17 protein-coding genes and 1 pseudogene are annotated in these 23,293 nt (G+C 72.0%); 5 read left to right on the forward strand and 13 right to left on the reverse strand.

The annotated features are described in order from the left end of the window. On the reverse strand, positions 1 to 981 hold the full coding sequence (locus tag ACLQ27_RS12180; protein WP_425866774.1) for a DMT family transporter: 981 nt from the start codon (positions 979 to 981) through the stop codon (positions 1 to 3). Positions 982 to 1,101: 120 nt separating this feature from the next. Here ACLQ27_RS12180 and ACLQ27_RS12185 point away from each other — a divergent pair, with 120 nt between their 5' ends. Next, positions 1,102 to 2,772: a DUF885 domain-containing protein gene (locus tag ACLQ27_RS12185; protein WP_425866775.1), complete on the forward strand. Its 1,671-nt coding sequence runs from the start codon at positions 1,102 to 1,104 to the stop codon at positions 2,770 to 2,772. A 69-nt stretch (positions 2,773 to 2,841) separates the two neighbouring features. Here ACLQ27_RS12185 and ACLQ27_RS12190 read toward each other — a convergent pair whose 3' ends face one another. Continuing rightward, a complete protein-coding gene (locus tag ACLQ27_RS12190; RefSeq protein WP_425866777.1) occupies positions 2,842 to 4,392 on the reverse strand; it encodes a DUF6114 domain-containing protein in 1,551 nt (516 codons plus the stop codon). 71 nt (positions 4,393 to 4,463) lie between these two features. Further along, positions 4,464 to 5,033 (reverse strand): DUF6230 family protein, encoded by a 570-nt coding sequence (locus ACLQ27_RS12195; protein WP_425866779.1) that lies wholly within the window; start codon positions 5,031 to 5,033, stop codon positions 4,464 to 4,466. A gap of 444 nt (positions 5,034 to 5,477) precedes the next feature. Here ACLQ27_RS12195 and ACLQ27_RS12200 point away from each other — a divergent pair, with 444 nt between their 5' ends. After that, positions 5,478 to 6,221 (forward strand): class I SAM-dependent methyltransferase, encoded by a 744-nt coding sequence (locus ACLQ27_RS12200; RefSeq protein ID WP_234583225.1) that lies wholly within the window; start codon positions 5,478 to 5,480, stop codon positions 6,219 to 6,221. A gap of 73 nt (positions 6,222 to 6,294) precedes the next feature. On the opposite strand, the gene ACLQ27_RS12205 is transcribed toward ACLQ27_RS12200, so the two are convergent. Then, positions 6,295 to 7,338, reverse strand: a complete 1,044-nt coding sequence (locus tag ACLQ27_RS12205) for a DUF3068 domain-containing protein (RefSeq protein WP_357498664.1) — start codon at positions 7,336 to 7,338, stop codon at positions 6,295 to 6,297. 152 nt (positions 7,339 to 7,490) lie between these two features. On the opposite strand from ACLQ27_RS12205, the gene ACLQ27_RS12210 reads away from it, so the two are divergent. Next, complete coding sequence (locus ACLQ27_RS12210; RefSeq protein ID WP_425866845.1) at positions 7,491 to 8,954, forward strand: acyltransferase family protein; 1,464 nt, start codon at positions 7,491 to 7,493, stop codon at positions 8,952 to 8,954. Between the two features lie 879 nt (positions 8,955 to 9,833). Here the strand turns inward: ACLQ27_RS12210 and ACLQ27_RS12215 are convergent. The 5 genes and pseudogenes from ACLQ27_RS12215 to ACLQ27_RS12235 form a co-directional block, all read right to left on the reverse strand. Next, positions 9,834 to 13,058 (reverse strand): annotated as a pseudogene (locus tag ACLQ27_RS12215) (alpha-(1->3)-arabinofuranosyltransferase domain-containing protein); the annotation flags it as partial. Then, on the reverse strand, positions 13,052 to 14,503 hold the full coding sequence (locus tag ACLQ27_RS12220; RefSeq protein WP_425866782.1) for a glycosyltransferase family 4 protein: 1,452 nt from the start codon (positions 14,501 to 14,503) through the stop codon (positions 13,052 to 13,054). The pseudogene ACLQ27_RS12215 and the gene ACLQ27_RS12220, both read right to left, overlap by 7 nt. Continuing rightward, entirely contained in the window at positions 14,500 to 15,306 is an 807-nt protein-coding gene (locus tag ACLQ27_RS12225; protein ID WP_357498660.1) for a glycosyltransferase, read from the reverse strand. Before ACLQ27_RS12225 ends, ACLQ27_RS12220 begins: the two co-directional genes overlap by 4 nt. Positions 15,307 to 15,336: 30 nt before the next feature. Next, a complete protein-coding gene (locus ACLQ27_RS12230) occupies positions 15,337 to 15,498 on the reverse strand; it encodes a hypothetical protein (RefSeq protein ID WP_234583219.1) in 162 nt (53 codons plus the stop codon). Beyond that, a complete protein-coding gene (locus ACLQ27_RS12235; protein ID WP_425866784.1) occupies positions 15,495 to 17,222 on the reverse strand; it encodes a hypothetical protein in 1,728 nt (575 codons plus the stop codon). The genes ACLQ27_RS12230 and ACLQ27_RS12235 overlap by 4 nt, the downstream gene beginning before the upstream one ends. Before the next feature lie 227 nt (positions 17,223 to 17,449). On the opposite strand from ACLQ27_RS12235, the gene ACLQ27_RS12240 reads away from it, so the two are divergent. Beyond that, positions 17,450 to 18,730: a polysaccharide biosynthesis protein gene (locus ACLQ27_RS12240; protein WP_425866786.1), complete on the forward strand. Its 1,281-nt coding sequence runs from the start codon at positions 17,450 to 17,452 to the stop codon at positions 18,728 to 18,730. On the opposite strand, the gene nudC is transcribed toward ACLQ27_RS12240, so the two are convergent. Next, a complete protein-coding gene (gene nudC / locus ACLQ27_RS12245) occupies positions 18,627 to 19,544 on the reverse strand; it encodes an NAD(+) diphosphatase (protein ID WP_357574912.1) in 918 nt (305 codons plus the stop codon). The two genes, ACLQ27_RS12240 and nudC, sit on opposite strands and share 104 nt — an antisense overlap. 197 nt (positions 19,545 to 19,741) lie before the next feature. Here nudC and ACLQ27_RS12250 point away from each other — a divergent pair, with 197 nt between their 5' ends. After that, a complete protein-coding gene (locus tag ACLQ27_RS12250; RefSeq protein ID WP_425866787.1) occupies positions 19,742 to 21,565 on the forward strand; it encodes a VanW family protein in 1,824 nt (607 codons plus the stop codon). 27 nt (positions 21,566 to 21,592) lie between these two features. Here ACLQ27_RS12250 and ACLQ27_RS12255 read toward each other — a convergent pair whose 3' ends face one another. The 3 genes from ACLQ27_RS12255 to ACLQ27_RS12265 form a co-directional block, all read right to left on the reverse strand. Next, positions 21,593 to 22,531 carry a cyclase family protein gene (locus ACLQ27_RS12255; RefSeq protein ID WP_357498650.1) on the reverse strand — a complete coding sequence of 313 codons (939 nt, stop codon included), beginning with the start codon at positions 22,529 to 22,531 and terminating at the stop codon, positions 21,593 to 21,595. A gap of 38 nt (positions 22,532 to 22,569) precedes the next feature. Beyond that, positions 22,570 to 22,800 (reverse strand): hypothetical protein, encoded by a 231-nt coding sequence (locus ACLQ27_RS12260; protein WP_357498648.1) that lies wholly within the window; start codon positions 22,798 to 22,800, stop codon positions 22,570 to 22,572. A gap of 70 nt (positions 22,801 to 22,870) precedes the next feature. Beyond that, positions 22,871 to 23,230, reverse strand: coding sequence for a hypothetical protein (locus ACLQ27_RS12265; protein ID WP_425866790.1), 360 nt, complete (start codon positions 23,228 to 23,230; stop codon positions 22,871 to 22,873). Positions 23,231 to 23,293 lie beyond the last annotated feature (63 nt).

Consider the following 23,293-nt stretch of genomic DNA (forward strand, 5'->3'; position numbering starts at 1 on the left):
TCACCTGCGGGCGGGTTCGGCGGCGGGCGTGGCGGGTGCGCCGACGCCGACCACCGGGCGCGGCTTGCGACTGCCGAACAGGCCCTGCGCGACCGCGACCCCCAGCAGCACGATGAGCGCGCCGACCGGCTGGTGCCAGTTGAGCCGCTCGTCGAGCACCACCGCGCCGATCAGCACCGCGAAGATCGGAATCAGGTACGTGACGGTGGAGGCGGTGCTCGCGCCGGCCACCCGGATGTTGCGCATGTTGATGACGAAGGCGAGCCCGGTGCCGAGTGCCCCGAGGGTCAGCACACTGGCCACCACCTTCGGCGACAGCTCGGTGGGCAGCGGCGGCGCACCCGCGACGAACGGGGTGACGACGGCGAGCTGGACGGCGGCGAGGAGCAACTGCGCAGTGGACAGCGACAGGCCGGAGTGCGAGCTGCCCGCGATGAACCGCTTCTGGTACGGAATGGCGACGCCGTAGCAGGCGGCCGCGCCGAAGCACATCAACTGCCCGACGAAGTGTGCCCCGCCGATGCCCTCCCAGACCCCGAGCACCACGAGCACGCCGAGGAAGCCCAGCCCGAGGCCGATCGCGCGGCGCACGGTCAACCGCTCGGTGCGGAACACCAGCACCGCGAGCGGCAGCACGATCAACGGCGTCGTCGCGTTCCAGATGCCGGCCAGCATCGACTCGACCCGCTGCTCACCGTAACCGAAGAGGGTGAACGGGACGGCCACGCCGAACGCGGCGACGACGAACAGGTGCGCCCACACGCGGGGCTCGCGCGGCAGCCGGTCGCGCAGCACCGCGAGGACGACCAGCAGGGTCAGCGCGCCGGCGACGACGCGGTAGAGAGTCAGCTCGACGGGGTGCAGCTCGGCCACGCCGACCTTGATGAACAGGAAGCTGGAACCCCAGATGGCGGCGAGGGCGAAGAAGCCCGGCAGCCAGGCACGCAACGGCGCCTTGTCAGGAGCGATGTCGGTGGTCACCCCTGACACTCTGCCGGACGGGTACGACAAAGTCCCGCGACTTTCCGCACTCTGGATCTGCTGCCTGAACACGACAAACGTCGTCGACATCCAGGCGGGGTGGTCACGTAGTGTCGCACCGTGGGACGAATTGATGAACTCGCCAACCGCTACGTGGCCGAGTGGGCGCCGTTGAGCCCCACCGGCGCGACCTACGTCGGCATCGCCGGCCATGACGACAAGCTCGACGACCTCTCGCCCGAGGGTTACCGGGCCAAGGCGGACCTCACCCGCCGCACACTCTCCGAACTTGAGGTGACCGAGCCGGACACCGAGGCGGAACGCACCGCCAAGGAGGCCATGCAGGAACGACTCGGCCTCGACCTGGCCCGCTACGAGGCCGGCGAGACGACGAGCGAGATCAGCGTGATCGAAAGCGGGCTGCACGAGGTCCGCATGGTGTTCGACCTGATGCCGACCGCGACGGCCGACGACCAGGCCAACATCGCCGCCCGGCTCAACGGCCTCGCCAGCGCGCTGGAGGGTTACAAGACCACGCTGCGCGAGGCGCTCGCCGACGGGCGGGTCAGCTCGAAGGTGCAGCTCGCCGAGGTGGCCAAGCAGTGCGACACCTGGACCGACCCGACCGGGGACAACTTCTTCCACGGCCTCGTCGAACGGCTGGGCGCGGACGGCACGCTCGGCGCCGAGCTGCGCCGGGGCGCGGCGGCGGCCACCGCGGCGACCGCCGAGTTCGGGCAGTTCCTGCGCGCCGAGTTGGCCCCGCACGGGCGGGACAAGCAGGCCGCCGGCCGGGAGCGCTACGAACTCGCCTCGCAGTACTTCCTCGGCGCGAAGGTCGACCTGGACGAGACGTACGCCTGGGGCTTCGCGGAGCTGGCCCGCCTGGAGGCGGAGATGCGGGTCGTGGCCGGGCGCATCGCCGGCTCGGGCGCGACTGTCGACGAGGCCGTGGCCACGCTGGACGCCGACCCGGCGCGGACCATCCAGGGCAAGGAGGCGTTCCGCGACTGGATGCAGACGCTCGCCGACAAGGCGATCGACGAGCTGAACGGCACCCACTTCGACATCCCGGAGCAGGTCCGCCGGATCGAGTGCTGCCTCGCACCCACAAGTGACGGGGCCATCTACTACACCGGCCCGAGCGAGGACTTCTCCCGGCCGGGCCGGATGTGGTGGGCGGTGCCGCAGGGCATCACCGACTTCTCCACCTGGCGGGAGGTGACGACGGTCTACCACGAGGGCGTGCCCGGTCACCACCTTCAGGTGGCGCAGACCGCCGTCCGGGCCGACCTGCTCAACCGCTGGCAGCGGCTGCTCTGCTGGGTCTCCGGACACGGTGAGGGCTGGGCGCTCTACTCGGAGCGGCTGATGGACGAGCTGGGTTACCTGGAGGATCCGGGCGACAAGCTGGGCATGCTCGACGGCCAGGCGATGCGCGCCGCCCGGGTGATCGTCGACATCGGCATGCACCTGGAGTTGGAGATCCCGAAGCACAACCCGTTCGGCTTCCACCCGGGCGAGCGGTGGACGCCCGAGCTGGGCTGGGAGTTCATGCGGGCGCACTGCCGGGTGCCGGACGAGAACCTGCGCTTCGAGCTGAACCGCTACCTGGGCTGGCCGGGGCAGGCGCCGTCGTACAAGGTGGGTGAGCGGATCTGGTTGCAGGCCCGCGAGGACGCCAAGGCCCGCAAGGGCGCCGACTTCGACCTGCGGGAGTTCCACCGGCAGGCGTTGGACCTCGGCGCGCTGGGCCTCGACCCGCTGCGCAAGGCGCTGGCCCGGCTCTGAGGCTGCGAGGGCTCCGGGTGCCGGCGGTACGACCAGCCGTTGGCGTCCGGAGCCCTGTCACCGCGCCGCTCAGGTCAGACTCAGCGCCAACGCCGGCTCGGCGGTAAGTGTGTTGCTCGTGACGTACGCCAGGTCGATCACCGGGTCGGTGAACGTGACCTCGAAGGGCAACGTGACAGGGATGCCGTCCGGCAACGGCAGCTCCGGAGTCAAGGTGAGCTTGAGGCCGAGCAGCTTGCCGACGAACCGGGTGGAGTAGAAGGCCACGTCACCGCTGACGGTAAGCGTGTCGGTCGCGTACCGCTGGGTGCGCCCCGATGGGCCGTCGGCTTGCAGGACGAATTTCTTGGTGACCGCCTGCTTCATGCTGAACTTCAGCACCTTGAGGTTGCCGTTCTCGGTGCGCAGTTCGGTGATCCCGTCGAACCGTAGACCGGTCATCTTGACCGAGGACCCGGTGAGCTTGGACGGCGTCTGCGCGACCTTCGGCAGGCTCGGGTCGGCGGCGATGCGCGGCAGCAGTTTGCCAGGTTCCGCCTTGCCTGGCTTGTCCGGCGTGCCGGGTTTACCCGGCTTGCCGGGTAAACCCGGCTTGGCAGGGGGCGACGGTGGGCAGGTGCCGGGGTCGGGGCGGGTGGTCGGTGTTCCGCTCGGCTGGACGCTTGGGCTCGGCGACGGCGAGGGGCTCTCCTGACGGCCCCCGCCGGTGAACAGGTCCCCGATCCCGTGCAGGATGTCGCCGATCAGGCCCCGACGCTGCTCCGGACTGGGCGTGGGTGTCGGCGTGGCCGCGCTGCGGCTGGGCGACGGGGTGGCCGTCCGGGACGGCGTGGGACAGGCGGTGGTGGTGGGGCGGCTCGGCGCGGCCTGCACCGCTCGAGGCTGGACGGCCAGACCGACGGCGGCGAGGCCCAGCACCACCAGGATGATGCCGAGCGCCCGCGGATCGGTCGACCGTCCCGGCCACTTCGGGGGCGGGCCCGCGTCGGCCAACCCCCTCTCCGGAATGGGCTGCCGCTCCCGGACGACCCGCTCGGGGACGACCTGTTCAGGAGCGACCTGCTCGGGGACGGCGCGCTCGGAAGCGACGGGCTCAGAAGTGACCGGCTCGGGGACGTCCTGCTCGGGGACGTCCTGCTCTGCATCGACCTGCTCGGCGGTGGGCTGCTCGGCGGTGGGCTGCTCGGCGGTGGGCTCGTCTTTTACGGCCGTCGCCGGCGGGGGCGGGTTGGTCGGCGTCCAGGCGAAGGCCAGCGCGCTACCGACGATGCCGAGCAGCAGGCCGACGAAGAAGCCGCCGAGGTTGAGCCCGATCAGCGAGTAGACCGCGGTGACCGCCGCGACGATCGAGTAGAACAGCCGCTGCGCCGGAGTGAACCAGAGCAGCAGACCACAGGCCACCAGGATGACCGGGATGAGCAGGGAGAGCAGACCGGTGGCGCCACTGTGGAAGCTCAGCCCGTTGAGCGTCATCCGGGTGGAGGCGAACATCTCCACCCCGGCCAGGGCGGTGAGAAGGCCACCCCAGAACGGGCGACTCCGTTGCCAGCGGCGAAAGCTCCGCCAGACCTGAGCCGTCGTACCGCCGGGCCGGGCGTGAGCCGGGTTGGTGGTTGTCACGTACTCCTCCTGGCGGAGCGGGGACGGGGACACGGGCTGGCCCGCGGTGGTTGACCACCGCGGGCCTCACCTCAGAAGCACTCTTTGCCCTTGGCGTCGTCGCCCACGTTGACCTTCAGCTTCAGCCCCACCAGGTTGAAGGTGGCCGCCGTGGTGTAGCGGGACACCTGCTCAAGGTTGGTGATGGTGACGTGATCGGAGTTCTGACCGAACGATCCGGCCTGCGCCGTCGGGTTCAGGTCTGTCGCGTCCCGGCCGATCTTGATGTTGGTGAAGGTCGCGTTGCCGCCCAGCGAGTCCATCGCGATGAGCAGGTCCTTCGCCCGGGCGGGCTCCTTGCCGTCGCCGGCGTTGATGGTGAGCACCACCGGCAGACCGGGGAGGTCGGCGCGGACGGACTGGCAGAGCTTGTACAGCTCGGCGCTGCTGATCTCGGAGAGGGCGACGGGGCGGACCTGGCCGGCCTTTCCGTCCTCGCCCTTCTCCCGGACGATGCCGCCGTACTGCTTGAAGCCGTCGCCCTCCAGCCGCTCGGCGCCGATCTTGAAGGTCTGACCCGAGACCGTGATGTCGGACGCGATCGCGCCTGTCGACATGCCGAAGAGGATGGCTCCGGCAGCGGCCGTGGCGGGCACCATCATGGCGGCGAATCGACGCCACCGGACACGACCCTGGTTGTCTAACCGATCCTGCACGGGTTCCTCCTGCGGGTGGATGGGCGCGGCGGCCGTTCGCGGCGGCCCACGCAGCGCCCGCCATCTATTACCGGCGGGTAACGATCGAGCTTGATCGTGCACCCGGCGCGGCACAGCTCACAACCCCCCGATTACTCGGTGGTAACACGAGGGCGACCCAGAGGTAGAGCGATGTCACGAAGCGTTCTCGTCGAGGGCGTCGCAAAATATCCACAAGCCTGTCAGATGTCGCATAAGGACTAGTCAGCGCGACCCAGAGTGAGCAATGCATCGACGGATTACAATCAGGTAACGGATGTAAAGTTCCCAGGTCAGGCGAGCCGTTCGGCTGGGGCCTCCCGGTCCGAACATCCCCGCCGACAGGACGCCCGGATGCCCTAGGGTTTCGGCGTGAATCTGAACGACGTACGACGCGACTGGACCAAGCTGGGCGCCGAGGATCCGCTCTGGGCCGTGCTCGTTCAACCCGGCAAGCGGGGCGGCCGGTGGGACGTGGACGAGTTCCTGGCCACGGGTCGCGCCGACGTCGAGGAGACGGCCACCTGGCTCGGCCAGCTTGGGCTGCCCACCCGCTGGGAACGGGTACTCGACTTCGGCTGCGGCGCCGGGCGGCTGTCGCAGGGGCTCGCCCCGCACGCCGACGAGGTCGTCGGCGTCGACATCGCGCCACCCATGCTGGAGACCGCCCGACAACTGGACCGGAGTGCCGGGAACATCCGCTTCGTCCTCAACGACGCACCGGACCTGAGCCAGTTCCCCGACGGCCACTTCGATCTCGTCTACAGCGCCCTGGTCCTGCAACACCTGCCGCGGCCCGCCATCGACAGCTACCTCGCCGAGTTCCTGCGCGTCCTGCGACCCGGAGGGATCGCCGTCGTGGGGCTGCCGACGGAGCCGGCGCGTACGGCCAAGGCCCTCATCTGGCAGGTCGTGCCGTTCCGGCTGATCAGCTGGGCGCAGCGCCGGCTGCTGGGCTATCCGGCGCCGATGAGCATGACCGCCGTGCCGGACGCCGACATGGTGCGGCTGGTGGCGGCGCACGGTGGGCACATCGTCGGGCAGCGCCCCGACCTGCCGTACACCGAAGACTGGGTGTGCACCCGCTACGCCGTGCGGCGCGACCAGCAGGCCTGAGACGCGAGGGCCGGCCGACCCGGAGGTCGGCCGGCCCTTCAGGTCGGCGTGCGGTGGTGCGGTGGTGTGGTTGTTACGGCTCGCTGCGCTCCACGGCGTGCCGGCCCCCGGTCGGCGCCGTGGTCTCCTCGACCGGCTCCGAGGACGCCTGCGCCGGCAGGTCGGTCGTCGGTCGGTCGTCGGCGGCCACCGGCGACGCGTCGGACCTGCGGCGGGTAGCCCGGATGATGATGAACAGACCGAGCAGGACCAGGGCGAGGCCGACGAGTCCGAGGACGATCGGCACCACAGTGGTCAGCAGGTTGATCTGGTCACGCGCATCCTTGGCAACCTTGGCCTGCTGCTTCTGGGTGTCCTCGGTGAAGGCGAGGGTCGCGTCGATCATCTTGACCTTGTCCGCGCCGGCCGCGTCCCGCAGGGTCTGAGCCTGCTTCTCCTGGCCCTTGACGATGACGCCGCTCGCCGGCTCCACCCACAGGGTGCGGGTGTTGGTGTAGAAGAGACCGGCGGTCACGGTGGGCTCGGTCGAGCCGACCAGCCGGCCCGGGACATCGATCTGCTTGATCTGGATCGGCTCGGCCGTCATCTCGAACTTGTAGACGGTCAGGCCCTGCAACTTCTCGGTGCTCACGTACTTGGCGGGGTACGCCTTGCGCGCGGTGTTGTCGAAGTACTGGTAGGTCTTCTTCTCGGTGCCGAACGGGAAGGTGTAGGTCAGCCCCTCGTGCTTGAAGGCTGTTCCGTTGATGTCCTCGGCGCAGCAGGCCACCGCCTCGGCGGTCCGCCGGTCGACGGCAACCCGGTCCGTGTTGACAGTGATCTCGGCCTTGCTGGCGTCGTCGATCACCCGGACGCCGACGTTGAAGACCGCGCGGTCATCGTTGCCGGCCCCGACATCGCCCCGCACCGCGCGGTGGGCTGTGAGGTTGACCCCGCTGCGCTCCGACAGGGTGGGGAAGTCGAAGACTGTCGCGTTCTCGGCCTTCGACACCGTCACCGAACTCTGATCAAGGGGCACCTTGACGAGAGCGGGCGCGACGGTCAACGGCGTCGCCACCGCCCCGGCGATCAGGAACGCGCCCGCCGCCACCAAGACGGCACCCGACGTAGGTCGCATGTAACTCCTCCCCTTGTAAAGACTCGACTGGCGGCTGACAGTACATGACGGGGCCGATTTCGGATATGGTCCGACGCGGCCTTCGGAAGACGTACCGACTCCGGTGGCACGTGGCCGTGGGGCCACCCCACCAAATGGGATGTTGAGGAACTGTGAGCCAACCCGTCAGACCCGACGCGAGCAACGGACAGGTAGGCGAGTCCGCGTCAAATACCGTCCGTTCGGATGGTTGGTTGCCGGCATTGGAAGGACTTCGCGCGGTAGCGGTACTGTGCGTCGTCATCCACCACGTCTCTTTTCTCAGCGGGTTGACCAACTCGTTCGCCCGCCTCGGAGGTGTGCTGGCCAGACTGGATGTCGGGGTGGCGATCTTCTTCGCGCTGTCGGGCTTCCTCCTCTACCGGCCATTCGCGCACGCCGCCATTCATTCGCAGGCGCACCCGCCAGTTCGGCGATACCTCTGGCATCGCGCGCTGCGTATTTTGCCCGGCTACTGGGCAATGGCGGTTGTCGCACTGCTGTGGCTCAACATCGATTACCTCAGGTCGGTCTGGGACTGGGCAGTTCCCCTCCTTCTGGCACAGATTTATCAGCCATTGCGACTTCCGGTCGGGATGGAACAGACCTGGAGCCTGGCTACGGAGGCGACTTTTTACCTGGCGCTGCCGGTGATAGCGGTGCTCGGTCGCCGAATGGGCGGTCGGACCCCGCTTCAGCGAGCCCGACGCCAACTGGCGCTCGGCGCCGTGCTCGTCCTCGCCGGCCTCACCTGGAACGCGTACGCGCACAACCCCGACTCGCCACTGCCGGGGCTCGCGGTGCTCTGGCTACCCGCCTTCCTCGACTGGTTCGGCATCGGCATCATGCTGGCCGTGCTCGCCTCCTGGCCCCCGAGCACGACCTCCCCGGTGCTCCTTGCCGGACTGACCGGGAGCGGGCCCGGGCGAGGCGACGAGGACCTGTGGTCCGCCACGCCTCGCGGGCTGCGCGTCTTCACGTTCGCCCCGGGTACGTCGTGGCTCATCGCCGGCGCGCTGCTGTGGATCGCCAGTACGCCGATCGCCGGCCCACGCGGGGTCGAGCCCACCAGGCCGATCGAGTCGACCATCGAGCACCTGGTGTTCCTGCTCGTCGCCTGGTTCCTGATCGCCCCCCTCGTCGGCCCGGGCGCGGGCGGGGTGCCGCGGGCGTTCCTCGACCAGCCGGTGATCAGGTTCGTCGGTCGGATCTCCTACGGCATCTTCCTCTGGCACCTCCTCGCCCTCGAGGTCTGCTTCCGCCTGATCGGGTTCACCCGGATGAACAGCTCGTTCTGGGTGCTCCTCGTGCTCACGCTGGCCCTCACCATCCCCGCCGCGGCGGCCACCTACTACCTCATCGAGCGGCCGACGCAGCGCCTGCGCAGATTCCTTGCGCGGCGGCACAACCGACGCAGGCCCGGAATCGTCGCGGCCGACACCCCGCTCCAGACGCCGGTGCCGGCGTTGCAGGCGGCGGGTCCAGCCGAGCGCCCGGTCCTCCCGGCGCGACTCGTAGCGCCCGCGGACCCGGCGGAAGCGCAGCACCAGGGCGGCGATCGCGACGAGGAGCAGGCCGGTCGGAACCGTGACCAGTAGGTCGGCCAGCCGGTCCGAGGAGATCCGGGGCTGCCACCAGCGCTGGGTCCCGTAGGCCGCCAGCCCCACCGCTGCCGGCACCCAGATCCAGCTGGGGCTGGGCATCCGGCGTCGGTGCAGCACCACGACCACTGCGGCGCAGCAGAACCCGACCAGGCCCCCCAGCAGCGCCGGCACCCCCAGTGCGAGCACCGGAGCGGTGGGCATCGTCGCCGGGACGATCGGGTACGACTGTCGGTGGCGACGCGCGGGGAGCAGGGCTGCGACGACCAACAGCAGCAGCAGTCCCCCGCCGACGCGCAGGACGAGGGCGTACCGCTCCCCGGGGGTGAAGTCCAGCTCCACCCGGCCAGCCGCGCCGGCCGGCACGAACCACGCCTGCTTCCACCCGTCCAGCCGGGTCGGTACGAGCCGGACCCCGTCGAGGGTGGCCCGCCAGCCCGGGTTGGCGTTCTCCGGTACGACCAGGTAACTGCCGCCGCCCGCCCCGACCTCCACCGACCGGCGTTGGTCGTTCCAACCGAGCACGGTCAGGGCCCGGCGGGGCGGCTCGGCGGCGGCGGGGCGCTGCGGCGGTTCACCGGTCAGGATCACGCTGTCGACGACGAACCGGTCCAACGGAGCCGAGACCTCGTTCGGGCCGGCGCGCAGAGCGACGCGGTCCTCGTCCGCCCTCGCCGTGGTCTTCGCCCCGGGCTTCGGGGCGGGGACGCAGGCGCGGTAGCGCAGCGGCCGCAGATCCCGCAGATCCCGCAACGTGCCGGTGGCCGTCGTCGGCACCGTCGCGCCGTTGATCACGATCGTCGGTCCCGCACCGCAGGGCAACGTCACGGTCTGGGAGAGGTCACGCGGCTGGTTGACCTCGGGCCCGCCCTCCACGTCCACCCCGCTGAGGCCGACGGGCAGCGGCTGCGGCTCGAACATCGCCGTCGACCGGCTGACCCGCGGCACCGTCAAGGTCACGGCCACGACGAGGCTGCGGGTCCGCAGGGCGGGGAAGCGGGCGACGCCGTCCAGGCCGACAGTCACCTCCCGGATGCCGTTGTCGCCGGTGATCCGGACCGTCCTGGGTGGCGCCGCGACGAGGCTCGGCGCGAACCGCAGCCGCACCCAGCTCACGTTCCGCACCTCGGGCCAGCGCAGTCGTATCGTGGGCTGCGGGTCGTTCGGGTCCGCCCACCAGGCCGTGCCGTCGTTCCCGTCCGACAGCGCCCTCGACGAGGCGACCGGGTCGGCGAACCACGAACTCGACGTGCTGACCGTTTCGCCGCCCACCGTCTCGTCGTACACGGCGAGTGCGGTGGCGGGCGTGGCGCGCGCCAGGCCGGTGAGGCGGGGGGCGGAGGCGGCCGGCAGGTCGAAGCGGCGGGGCACCAGGCCGGTCTCCTCGCCCTGCCGGATCAGGTCGGGAGCGCACAGGTAGTGGTCGTCGACGACGACGCAGGCCGGCCGGTCCACGGCCTTGCGGGCGAGGGCGACGACCTCCGGGGTCGCGGTGGCGTCGGGCAGCGCCGGCAGCCGCAGGTACCGCTGGGGACTCACCCCGGGCACGCGCAACTCCCGGATGCCCGCGCGGCGTCCCGGAACGTCGAAACCCGCGACGCCGTCGATGGTCACCCGAACCCAGCTGGTACGCCCCGACGGCAGCGCCAACCGCAGCGGCGTCCGCCCGGCGTCGACCACCGAGTGCACGTACGTCCCGCCCGCGGTGCTGACCTGGATCCTGGTGACCGGGGCGCCCACGACCTCGTCGTCGACCACCTGCACCTCCACCGACCCGGCTTGGATCTTCTCGGCGAAGCGGACCTCCATCCACTGGCCCACGGGTTTGCGCGCGCCGTCGGAGAGCCAGAAGGTGCCGCTGTCGCCGTCCACTGCCGCGAACGGCGTGGCGGAGGGGTCGCGCAGCCCGGCCGGGCCGGTGACGTCCGCCGCGCTTGTGGACGCCCGGACGTCGGCGATCCCGGCGTAGCCCGACGAGGTGATCGCCGAGCGCCATGCCGGGTCGAGGATGTCGTGGGCCGTCCGGGCCGAGGCCGGTCGTTCCTCGGTGGTCAACGTCCGCGAGGTGTTGCCCCGGACCAGCCCGAAGTCGACCTCCCGGTTGCGCAGGCTGTCGGCGAGGACAGTGCCTCCGGTCTCGGCCTCCGGAGCGTCCCCGTCGAGGATCACCGGCCGGTCGCCGAGCACGCCGGCGTCGCTGAGGTCCAGCAGGGTCTCCGGTGCGCCGACCAGGTTGAGCGGCTGCGCCGCGTCGGCGAGCGTGGCCCTGGGGGTCGGCCGGTCCACCTGGTAGATCTCCACCGCCCGGTACGGCTCGTGCAGCCCGTAGTCCCACGCTCCGGCGAGGTCCGGCCGCACGCCGCTGCTCGGGCCGAACGCGGCGACCCGGAACAGTCCGGGCGCGCTGTTCAGCGTCCGGTGCACGAGGACCGGCCAGGCGAAGCCTCCGACCGGCTGGCGGAGGTCGTTGCGGACGAGCAGGTACCGCACACCGAGCCGACCGAGCACGTCCGCCAACCCGGGGGAGGCGGTACCGGCGGCGAGCCGCTCGTCGATCGCGGAGAGCAGACGGGCGTTGCCCGCCGATCCGGCCGGCACCAGTGACCGCACCGCCCACGGCGAATCCAGCAGAGGCTGGACCGGCTCGTCCAGCGAGCGCCCCCAGTCGTACTCGGCGAAGTTGCTGCCGGGCACGAGCAACGTCGTACCGGGTCCGGCGTGCCGGTCGAGCCAACCGGTCGCCTGCCGCCAGTGCTCGGGCAACCCCCAGAAGCCGCCGCCGGCCGGGAGGCCCGCGCTTGCCGCGCCGCTGGTGACCGCGAGGAGCGCGACGGCGGTGGCGCCCAGCGCCACCCGCCGGGGTGCCATGTTGGTGGGTCGCGTGAACCGACGGATGATCGCGATCCGGCCGACGGTGTCCAGCATGTGCGCGGTGGCCAGGGCCAGCGGCAGGCGGAGCACGACGTCGAACTTGTGCAGGTTGCGCAGCGCGGCGAGCGGGCCGTCGAGGGCCTCCCGGACCGTCGTGGCGAAGGCCGCGCCGCCGTCGGACAGGTTCCCGGCGGTCAGGGTCAGCAGCCCGACCAGTGCGCCGACGAGCAGGAAGCGACGCTCCGGCAGGTCCCGACGGGCCAGCCCGGCCAACCCGAGGCAGGCGATCAGGCCGGTGAGCACGACCATCCAGGACGTCGTGACCAGCGCCCACCCGGAGCGCCACCAGGGCACACCGTCGACGGCCAGGTAACCCACCCAGTGGGTCGCGCCGCGCACGGCCGAGGGGAGCGACGTCACGCTCGTCGTGACCGCCGCGCTCTCGGTGTACGGCAGGAACGGGAACCCGTAGCGCTGCAGGAGCAGCAACGGCACCAGCCACCAGAAGGTGGCCGCGACCACCGCGACAGTCCACGCGGCCAGCAGGCGGATCCGTCGCCAGCCGGGCGCACGCGTCACCACGAAGAGGAACGCCGGCAGCACGGCGCAGGCGGCGGCCGCCCCGTTCGCCCCGCCCATGCAGAGCACGGCCAGCCCGCTGAGCGCCGCCGCCCGCCGCAGCGAGCCACCCGCCGCCCCCTTGACCAGAGGCAGCAGCACCCACGGCGCGACGCAGTACGGCAGCAGCTCCAGCGAGACCGTGCCGACCAGGGACAGCGCGCGGGGCGAGAGCGCGAACACCACGCCGGCCATCAGCCGTGACGCCGGGCCGCCCAGGTCCAGGGCACGCGCCAGGCGCACCACACCGGTGAGCGCCACGCAGAGCAGGGTGGCCATCCAGAGCCGCTGCACGAGCCAGGCCGGCAGGCCCATCGCCTCGCCGAGGAGAAAGAACGGCCCCATCGGAAAGAAGTAGCCGACCGCCTGGTTCTGGAGCGTGCCGAACTGCCAGTCCGCCGTCCAGAGGTGCGCCGCCCGCGCGAGGAAGCCGCCCGGGTCCAGGGCCATGTCCAGCTTCGTGTCCGGCACGATGAGCCCGGGCTCCTGGGTGACGCACAGACCGATCAGCGCGAGGCAGACCAGCAGCTCACGCAGGCGCCACACCGCCAGGGACACCGTCGCGGACGGTATACCGGCGGTGCGGCGAGCGGTCGACCAGGCGGTCAGCACTGCCGTACCGGAACTCCGGTGAGCAGTTCGTCGCCGCTGGCGTCCCGCTCGCTGATGTGCTCGGGCGCGACGCCCGCCTCGACGAGCACCTGCCGGACCGCCGCCGGAGCGGCGGCCGGCACCAGGATCCACAGGCCGTGCTCGTCGGTCGCCACGTGTCGGGTGTAAGGAAGGAGGGGGGACACCCGGGCCAGGAGGCTCTCCGGCTCGTCCGTCCGGACCAGGAGGGACGCGTTACGCGCCGCCCACGGCATTCGGCGCGGCGCGAGCAGGTCGCCGAGGACCGCGCGGACCCGCCGTCCGGTGTCCGCCCAGCGGAACGCCCCGCTCCACTGTCGACACTCGGCGGCCATCCGCTCGGCCTCGCCCGGAGCCGCGAGGGAGTCCAACGCCCGGTCGAGGCCGACGGCGAGGTTGCCCGCCGGGTCGTCGCCCTCACCGACCAGCCATCCGGTCCGGCCCGGCCGTACGGCGTCGCGCAGCCCGTCGACGTCGAAGGCGACGGTGGGCAGTCCGGCGGCGGCCGCCTCCACGACCACCAGACCCCAGCCCTCACCCCACGAGGCCGAGACGTGCAACCACGCGCTGGCCAGCAGCGCGTCCCGCTCGGTGGAGGGCAGGTGACCGTGCACCGTGACGACGTCGGCGAGCCCACGCTCGGCGACCTGCCGACGGATCGTCGCCACGTCCGGCCCGCCACCGACGACGTCCAGGCGCAGGTCGGGCCGCTGCGCCCGGAGCTGGTCGACGGCGTCGAGCACCAGATCCACCCGCTTGTGCCGGGTCACCCGGCCGACGCAGACGACCCGGGGTCGCGGGTCGCGAACGCCACTGCCGACGACCGGCGGTGTCGCCGCGTCCGCGCCGTTGGGTACGACCACCACCGGGCCGGCCCAGCGGAGCCGGTCCCGTACGGCCACTGCCGTCGACGGTGAGACGGCGAGCGTCACCCCCCGGCGGTAGACCCGTCGGGCGACCGGCCCCTCCAACCACGCCCCGAAGCGACCAACGAGCGGGCCGAAATAGAGCCGGAACTGGCGGTCGTGCACGTGGTGGATCACGCAGACGACCGGTACGTCAGCCGGCAGGACCGCCGGGCTGAAGAACGGAATGCCGTTCTGGCAGTCCACGACGGCGTCGAACTGACGGCGGCGTCGCGCGAGCCAGCCCAGCACCCGGGGGTAGATGCTCCACCGCCCACCGACCCGGACGATCCGGATGCCATCGCGGGTCTCGTCGCCGGGCTGGCCGTCCGGGCGCGCGGTGACGAAGGTGACCTCCGCGCCGGCGGTCACCAGGTCGCGGGCGACCTGCCAGGCGTAGACCTCGGCGCCGCCGGCGTCCGGATGCCACGGGTCCTTCCAGTTGAGCACCGCGATCCGTCGACCCGCGACCACCGCGTCGGTGGTGGGAGCCGCAGCCGCCGGAGAGTGTCCGACACTCACGGCCGCAATCCAACGGCAGCGCCCCCGGTCACGTCCGTGCCGACCGGCAGGGCGACGACCGGCAGCGGCATCGCGGGGGCGACCTCCGCCCGGCGCAGCCGCCAACTGATCTTCGCGACGTCCACGAAGCTCTGCCAGCCGTGGCGGGCCGGGGAGAAGCGCGAGCCGGGCACGTCCACCCAGTTGACGGGGATCTCCACCAACCGGGCGCCCGCCCGCTCGGCACGGCCCAGCACCTCCACGTCGAACGCGAAGCCGCCGCACCGCAGGGGTGCGAACGACCGCCGCGCGACGTCGTTGCGGAAGAACTTGAACCCGCACTGCGTCTCGCCCACGCCGCGCACCACCTGCCGCACGGCACCGCGGAACGCCACCGCTCCCCAGCGCCGGAGCAGGCTGTGCCGCTCCTGCACCACCGACTCGGGGTGCGCCCGCGAACCGACCACCGCGTCGGCGCCCTCGACCAGGAGGCTGAGCACCTGGCCGAGGGTGTCCGGCGCGGTGGCCAGGTCCGCGTCACAGAAGCCGACGAAGCGCGCGTCGCTCGCCAGCACACCGGTACGTACCGCGAAGCCCTTGCCCGGTTCCGCGCACCAGAGCAGCCGGACGGGGACCGGGCCGCAAGGGGCGCCCGTCACCACCTCGGCGGTTCCGTCGGTGCTGGCGTTGTCGACAACGGTGACCCGGCAGGGCACACCGAGGTCGGCCAGCGCCGCCCGGAGCAGGACCAGGGTTTCGGGCAGCCGCAGTGCCTCGTTGTACGCGGGCACCACGACGTCGAGTACTACCGCATCTGACGACACGTCAGGAGGGAGGACCTCCATGAAAGGCCGTCAGCGCTCGCCGTACACGATGATGGGCTGTTCGACGTTCGCCGGCTTGGTGTTGGTGTTGGCAATGGTGGACGTCCCGATCGAGACGGCCGCAATGCCCAGCACGGCACCCACCGCCGCGGCGACGACCGCGATCAGGAGGGGATTGAAGGTTGCCTTCATTGACGGTCCCTTCGTCTTAAGTGACCGCACAGTAACATGCGTCGTCGGCGTGCGGCCGTGTGCGAAAGGGTGATCAACAGGGTGGCCCCGAGTATCGAATACCCCAACGCCGGACCAATACCGACACTCCCCGTCGAGCCGGTAGAACCGGCACCAGGCAGGCGAAGCAGGATCAGCGTCCCGTCCCGCTGGACCACCTCGGCACCTGCGAAACGCCCCTCGACCTCGGCCGCGCCGGGCTGATCGGTCTGGATGAGGACGTACCGCACGCCGAGCCGACGCAGGCCCGGGACCGGGTCACCGGGCACCGCCAGCGCCTGCGCCACCCGGTCGGCGTCCCGGCTCTCCCCACGGATCCGGTCGCGGCCGACCAGCACGTCCTGGTCCCCGATGACCGGCCGGCGGAACGCCCGCGGCGCCGGGTCGAGCATCGGGACGTTGCCCGCCCAGCGGTAGGCGCGGAACGACGCCCACGGCAGTGAGACCAGGCTGCCGCCGGCCGGATCGGTGTTCACCACCTCGCGGACGTCCGACCACTCGGCGGGGTACCGGACCGTGTCGAGCTGGCCGCCGAGCCCCCAGGCCAGGCCGGGCAGCAACGCCACCGGAGCGATCATCACCAGCGGGGCCAGCGGCCGGGCACCAGCCGCCACGAGCGACTCCACCAGCATGCCGAGGCCGACCGCCTGCACCAGCGCCAGCGGGGCGAGCAGTCGGGCACCGTCCCGGACGGCGCCGGCCAGCGGAACGTGCTCGACCAGCGCGACCATCCACTGGGCGCTCACCGGCCAGGCCGGCAGAACGGCGATCGCGGTGCCCACGGCCGCTCCGACGAGCAGGCCCCACCACGCGGCCGACGGCCACCGGCGACGGACCAGCGCGTACCCCCAGACCGCCGCCGCGGCCAGCACCAGCGCGAGCAGGGCGACCGGCCACCGGTCCCGCCCGATGGCTGCGGCATGGCGGCTCCAGACCCCACCGAGGGTGGCGACGCTGCCGAGCACACCGAGCGGTGTGTCCGCGCGGACGGCGAAAGCGGCGACGCCCCGCTCGTCGAGATCGACGACACCACCCCGGTTCGTCAACGCCACCAGCCACGGCGCGGTGAGGCCGGCGAGCGTCGCCGCCCCCGCGACCAACGCCCGCCACCGCCGCGCCAGGGCCAACGCCGGAGCGCAGGAGACCACCGCCGCCAGCACCAGCGCCGGACCGCCCAGCACCACCGCCAGCCCACCGGCGACGGACCACCGCCGACCCGGACTGATGCCGCCACCCGGCGGCCGCAGCACCCCGAGCACCCAGGCGTACGCCCACGGCAGGGCCGCGTACCCGGCGATCACCGCCCACTGACCGAGATGCAGCCGCCCGTACACCCAGGGATTCCAGACGTACGCGAGCCCGGCCGCGACCCGCGCCACCGGGTGGCTGACGGGCGCCAGCCGGGCCGCGCCCAGCGCGGCCAGGGCCAGGCAACCGACCAGCAGCATCTTCTCCGCCACGTCGGCGGGCAGCAGCTGGGCCAGACCGACCGCGAGCAGTTCGCTGGGCACCGCCCGGGGCAGCTCCGTGCCGCTGCCCCAGACCATCGCGCCGAACGGCGGGTCCGGCACGAACACCAGGTCGTACCGCAGCACGTAACCCCGGCCCAGCACCGGCGCGAGGATCGCGAGGACCACCCCGACGCCGAGCGCCACCTCCGGCCACCACCGACGGAGCACGATCACGGCCCGCGGCGGCGCCGGTCGGAACTCCGGTGATCCTCGGCGCACACGGACCCCCACAGACCTGGACGGGAAGCGGGCCCGACGTCGCTCCCGGGGCTCCGGACAGCACTCTAGGCACAGGCGGGCGCGGGCGGTAGCTTGCCTGACTACGTCGACGCGCGACTCCGTGACGACGACGCGAAGCTCGGGGCGTGCACCGGTCCCCGGCGGAACCGACATGAGGCGCGATGACAGAGACGACGGCCGGCCCCGGCGCGGGCCGACTTTCCGCGGCGGGCGCGGCGGTGGCCGGTGCCGCGATGGTGACGAACGGGCTGGCCTACCTGCTCCCGATGCTCGGTGCCCGGCACCTGGCGGCCGAGGGCCTGAGCGTCCTGGCCACGGTCGCGGCCCTCGTCGCGATCGCCGGCGTCGCGGGTGTCGGCCTGCAGATGGCGGTCGCGGTGCACCGGGCCCGGCATCCCGGCGCACCGACCAACCGGGTCACCCTCGTCACGACCGCCGTCGCCGCGGGCGCAGTCGTCGTGGCCGCGCCGCTGATGATGACCGCCCTGCGGCTGTCGCTGACGGTCGTGGCGCTGGTCGCCGGCACCACGGTCGCGGTCGTCCTGTCCGCCCGGTGGCTCGGCGAGTTGCAGGGGGAGCAGCGCTTCCTCCGTCTCGCGTGGGCGATGGGCGTGGTCGCCGCCGGGCGGTACGGCGGCATGATCGTCGCGCTGGTCCTCGGCGCCGATGTCGTCGACACCCTGGTCGCCGGCATGGTGACCGCATACCTGGTGCTGCCCGCGCTGGTCTGGATCGCCCGACCGGCCCGCAACGCCAGCCCGGACGGGGCCGCCGCCATCGGTGCCGCCCTACGGATCCGGCAGGTGACCAGCGCCGGCACGGCCGCGCTCGCGATGCTCGCCGTGTCGTACGCGGACCTGATCTTCGCGCGCCAACTGCTGTCGCCGGCCGACTCCGGCGCGTACGCCGTCGGCACCGTGCTCACCAAGGGGGCTCTCTGGGCGCCGCAGGTGATCGTGGTGCTCGCCCTTCCCCGCCTGGCCGTCGGGGACAACCGCGTCCGCACGGCTGTGCTCGCGATCGTCGCGGCCTGCGGCGCCGTGCTCGTCGCAGCCTCGGCCCTGGCCGGCGGCCTCGCGTTCCGCCTGGTGGGCGGCGAGAACTACGCCTCCCTGGGCGAGTACGCCCCGTTCTTCGCCGCCACCGGCGCGCTCTACGCGCTGGTCTTCGCGGTCGTCAACGCGAAGATCGCGGCCGGTGCGCGGTGGCCGTCCGCGCCACTGTGGGTCGCGGCGGCCGTCCTGGCCGTCCTGACCATGGCCGTCGCACCCCGCACGTTCCAGGGGATCATGTGGTGCGCTCTCGGCACCGCCGCGGCGACCGCGCTGGTGATGATCCTCAGCCTGCCGTCAGCCACCGGCCCAGCAGGTGGTGATCGATCGAGTCCACCCGGCCGAGCCGACGACCTGCCGCGACCCGCTCCCGCAGCTCCGCCCGCGTGAACCAGCGCGCCTCCAGCAACTCCACGCCGTCCACGCACACCTCGTCGGACGTCGCGGTGGCCCGGAAGCCCACCATCAGCCCGGCGGGGAACGGCCACGCCTGCGACCCCTGGTAGGTCACGTCCGTGACGGTGATCCCCGCCTCCTCGGCCATCTCCCGGCGGACCGCGTCCTCCAGGCTCTCGCCGACCTCGACGAAGCCCGCCAGCGTCGAGTAGGAGTCCTGGGCAGCGCCGGCGTGCCGGGCCAGCAGGCAGCGCTCCGGCGAGCCGGGCGCCTCGACCAGCACGATGATCGCCGGCTCGATCCGGGGAAACAGCAGCCGACCACAATCCGCACCGGAACAGGTCCGCACGTGCCCGCCGCCGCCGGCGACGGCCGCCGCGCCGCAGGTGCCGCAATACCGCTGCTGCCGGTGCCAGTGCAGCAACCCCCGGGCGTACGCCTGGACCGCCGCGCCCGCCGGGTCGAGCCGCCCGACCAGGGCCCGTACGTCGACCGCCCGCGTCGCGCCGGCCATCTCGACGGCGGCGGGCTCGCTGAGCCCGGAGAGGTCCACGGCGAACACCGCGACGTCGTTGTCGAGCCCCAGGAAGACGGTCTCGGCGGCGGCCGACCGGACGAGCGACGCGCGCTCGGCCGTCAACCGGACCGGCCCGACCCCGTCGACCAGGCAGCGGTCGCGCCACAGCGGCAGCACCACAGTCGTCGGATCGGTCAGCAACGCGTCCAGTCGCGCCGCGTCGGTGCGCACCGCGCCCGCCCGGTCCAACCAACCGCCGCCGTACGCCAACACCCGCTCCGCAGCGTCCACCCCGCCACCGTGCCACGGCGGCGACCCGGCGTCGGCACCGACCCCGGCTCCGGGTCCCTCCCGACCCAAGCGACACGCCGAACGACACGCGGTGGCAGCGCAGAGCGGGCGCAGCCGGCACGGACGGCCGAGCATTGGTTACCGTGGTGTCCTCCGGGAGGGGGGACCTCCCGTGGCACCTGGCGATCGAGGTTGCAGTGACGCTGTACGGCGACAAACGTCCACCCGCCGACGACCGACCCACCGTGCAGGTCACCGCGGTCACCTGGCCGGACGACGGACCGGAGGCGGTCACGCCGCCCACGGTCACCGGCGAGCCGGACACCGGTGGACGCCGTCCGCGCCGGGTGCGGATGCTGCTCGCGGCCGGTGTCACCGGCGGCGTCCTCGCCGCCGTGGCGGGCGCCGGCGCCTGGGCGTACGCCGGGGACGTGCCCCGGGGCACCAGCGTGCTCGGCGCCGAGCTGGGCGGCCGCAGCCGCAGCGCCGCCGACCGGGAGTTGCGGGCCGAGCTGGCCCGGCGGGCGGCGGCCCTCGCCGCGCCACTGCGGGTCACGGTCGGGGAGCGCACCGCCGAGATCAACCCGGCCGATGTGGGGCTGGGCGTCGACGTGGCGGCCAGCGTGGCCGCAGCGGCCGAGGCCGACGCGCACCCGGTCAGCCGGCTGGTCGGCTCTCGCACCGTCGACCCGGTGGTCACCATCGACACCGCCCGGCTGGACGCGGCCCTGCGCAAGGTGCTCGGCGACCAGGTCCGCCCGATGACGATGCCGGCGATCACCTACCAGGGCACCACCCCGAAGGTCGTACGCCCCAAGCCGGGCCTGGCGTTCGACCCGCAGCGCTCCGCCGACGCCGTCCGCACCGGATGGCTGGCCGGCACCCCGGTCACCGTGCCGCTCGTGGAGAGCCAGCCGGCGACCACCGCCGAGGAGCTGGACCGGCTCGTCGCCGAGCTGGCCAGGCCGGCGGTCGCCGCGCCGGTCACCCTGCGCACCGGCAAGGGCTCCGTGCGGGTGCCACCGGCGGCCATCGCGAAGAGCCTCCGGTTCACCGCCGACAAGGCCGGCAAGCTCACCCCGGCGGTCGACGTCAAGCGGCTGCGCGCAGCCCTCGGCGACGACCTGCTCGCGATCGAGGTGCCGCCGAAGAACGCGTCGATGACCATCTCCGGTGGCCGCCCCAAGGCCACCGACGGTCGTCCCGGCCAGCAGCTCGACAGCGCGGCCCTGGGCCGTGACCTGTTGGCAGTGCTGCCGAAGTCAAACGGACGCGAGGTGACCGGCGAGCTGAAGGCCACCCCGCCGGAGCTGACCGCGGAGAAGCTGGCCGGCCTGGGCATCAAGGAGCGGGTCTCCACCTTCACCACGCGGTTCACCGGCGGCATGGCGTCGTCCCGCAGCCAGAACATCGCCACCATCGCCAAGGAGGTGGACGGCACTGTCGTGCTGCCGGGCAAGACGTTCTCCCTGAACGGGCACACCGGCGAACGCGGCTACGAGCAGGGCTACCGGGACGCGCCGGTCATCCTGGACGGCAAGCTGGTGCCGGGCGTCGGCGGCGGCACCTCGCAGTTCACCACCACCCTGTTCAACGCCACCTACTACGCGGGCCTGGAGGACGTCGAGCACAAGCCGCACTCGTACTGGTTCGACAGGTACCCGGCCGTCATCGAGTCGACAATCTTCTGGCCCAGTCTGGACTTCAAGTTCCGCAACAACACCGAGTACGGCCTGCTCATCGACACCTCGTACACGTCGAGTTCGGTGACCGTCTCGATCTGGAGCACGAAGATCTACGACAGCGTCAAGACCGAGTACGGCCCTCGGCGCAACATCACCACGCCGAAGGTCATCCACCTCGAACCCGGCCCGACGTGCATTCCGAGCAACGGCATCAACGGTTTCGCCCAGGACGCCTTCCGGGTCATCAAGAAGGGCGGCGTGGTCGTCAAGCGGGAGAAGTTCACCTGGCGCTACGACGCGGAGCCCCGCTACGTCTGCGGTCCCAAGCCCTCCTGAGCCTGGGCGGCCGTCCGCACCCCGTGGTCAGAATGTGGCGATCGGGTTGACCGGGCTGCCGGATGTGCCGGCGAAGCGGACCGGCGCGACGGCGAGCTGGAAGTCCCACTGGCCCAGCTCGGCGGCCGTCGCCGTGCACGCCTCAAGGTCGCAGTTGTCGAGCAGCCACAGACCCATCGCGACAAGACTCACGGCGTGCACCGGCATCAGCACGTCGTCGTACCCCGACGGCTGAACGTCCTGCGGACTGTCGGCGCCGATCAGCGCGACCTGCCGTTCGTGCAGCCACGGCAGACAGGACGCGTGCCAGCCGGCCTGGGTGAAACCGCCGGCCGCACCGGATTCGTGCCGGAAGCGGCCGTAGCCGGTCCGCAGGAGTACCGCATCGCCGGGACGCACCTGGACACCCTGGCGGCGCTCGGCCTCCTCCAGGTCCTCGGGAACGACGCCCTGGCCCGGCTCCAACCACCGCACACCGCGGGCCCCCGCGACGTCCAGCAGCACGCCACGCGTGACGATCCCGTCCGCCGCGGCGGTGACGGCCGCCCACGCCGATCCCGTCGCGGCGTCGACCAGCGAGTGCGAACGACCGTTGTACATCGTGCCGTCCCAGAAGAGGTGGCACGGCGAGTCGAGGTGGGTGATGGTGTTGCCGTGGAAGGTCATGCCGAGTCGCTCGGACGAGAAGCCCCACCGCCGGTCGGCGTGGAAGGCGGCGACCGGCATGTTCTCCGCGCCCGGCATGTCGGCGGCGCACGGGCACGACATCGTCGCCCGCTCCATCTCCTCCGGTACGGCGACCTCCCACGCGCAGGACACGCTCCGGCCATGGCGTACGGCCCGCGCCGCTGCCAGCCGGACGTCGTCGGTGATGTGGTTCAGGGTGCCGAGTTCGTCGTCGTCACCCCACCGTCCCCAGTTCGACAGCGTGTCGAAGTATCCGAGCACGTCGTCCTGAGTGGGCATCGGTCGCTTCGGGGGCGTCCCCGCATCGACATCTCCGGTCACGCGGTCTGACCCTTCGCATCGGCGGACGGCAGCGGGACCAAGCGCTCTTCCTGTACTCGGATCTCGGCCCGGTACCGGGTCGCGGCCGGGTGCCACATCTCCTCGAACGGCCCCATGACCTCGCCACCGACACCGCGGCGACGACCACGGACGCCCAGCCACGCCAACGCACCCAGTACCGCGGCAACGCAGCAGGCGAAGACCAGGAGGATCAGGAGGTCATCCACGCGACCGAGCCTAGTGGCCGTCTGCACGCCCACACCACGCCCGACGCCGGAGCCAGGTGACGGTGGACTGCTAACCCAGACTCAGGTTGTGCTCCTCAAGCGCACTCTGGATGATCTCGAGGGCTTTCGGCCCCATGCCATGTAGCTTGGCCAGCTCAGTACGCGGCACCCCGGCAAGCTCACTCAGAGCCGTGTAACCAACGTTGTTCAAGGCCCGCGTCGCTGGTGCACCGATCTTGGGCAGGGTGCCGAGGGAAGAGTCCACGCTCCTCATGATGTCGGGTCCGGTCCACAACTGCACCGTCACCACGTATCGCACCGCGATCCGCCCCAGCCGCGTCCACGCCGAGGCCAATTGACGTTGGAGTTGTCGGCCAGGCACCCGTTCACCGGCGGCCGACACCGGATCGGGGAATGCAGAAAAGACCACCCCATTGGGGTGGCCTTTTCTGGAAGATTGTCCGGCGGTGTCCTACTCTCCCACACCCTCACG

This window comes from Micromonospora sp. DT63 (genome assembly GCF_049841615.1).
In the GTDB taxonomy this organism is placed as follows: Bacteria; Actinomycetota; Actinomycetes; order Mycobacteriales; family Micromonosporaceae; genus Micromonospora.

Excerpts from the sequence above, each read along its gene's own strand:
- ACLQ27_RS12195 (WP_425866779.1), bottom strand. The coding sequence starts at position 5,033 with ATGATGGTGCCCGCCACGGCCGCTGCCGGAGCCATCCTCTTCGGCATG.
- ACLQ27_RS12205 (WP_357498664.1), bottom strand. The coding sequence starts at position 7,338 with ATGCGACCTACGTCGGGTGCCGTCTTGGTGGCGGCGGGCGCGTTCCTG.
- ACLQ27_RS12230 (WP_234583219.1), bottom strand. The coding sequence starts at position 15,498 with ATGAAGGCAACCTTCAATCCCCTCCTGATCGCGGTCGTCGCCGCGGCG.
- ACLQ27_RS12240 (WP_425866786.1), top strand. The coding sequence starts at position 17,450 with ATGACAGAGACGACGGCCGGCCCCGGCGCGGGCCGACTTTCCGCGGCG.
- ACLQ27_RS12255 (WP_357498650.1), bottom strand. The coding sequence starts at position 22,531 with ATGCCCACTCAGGACGACGTGCTCGGATACTTCGACACGCTGTCGAAC.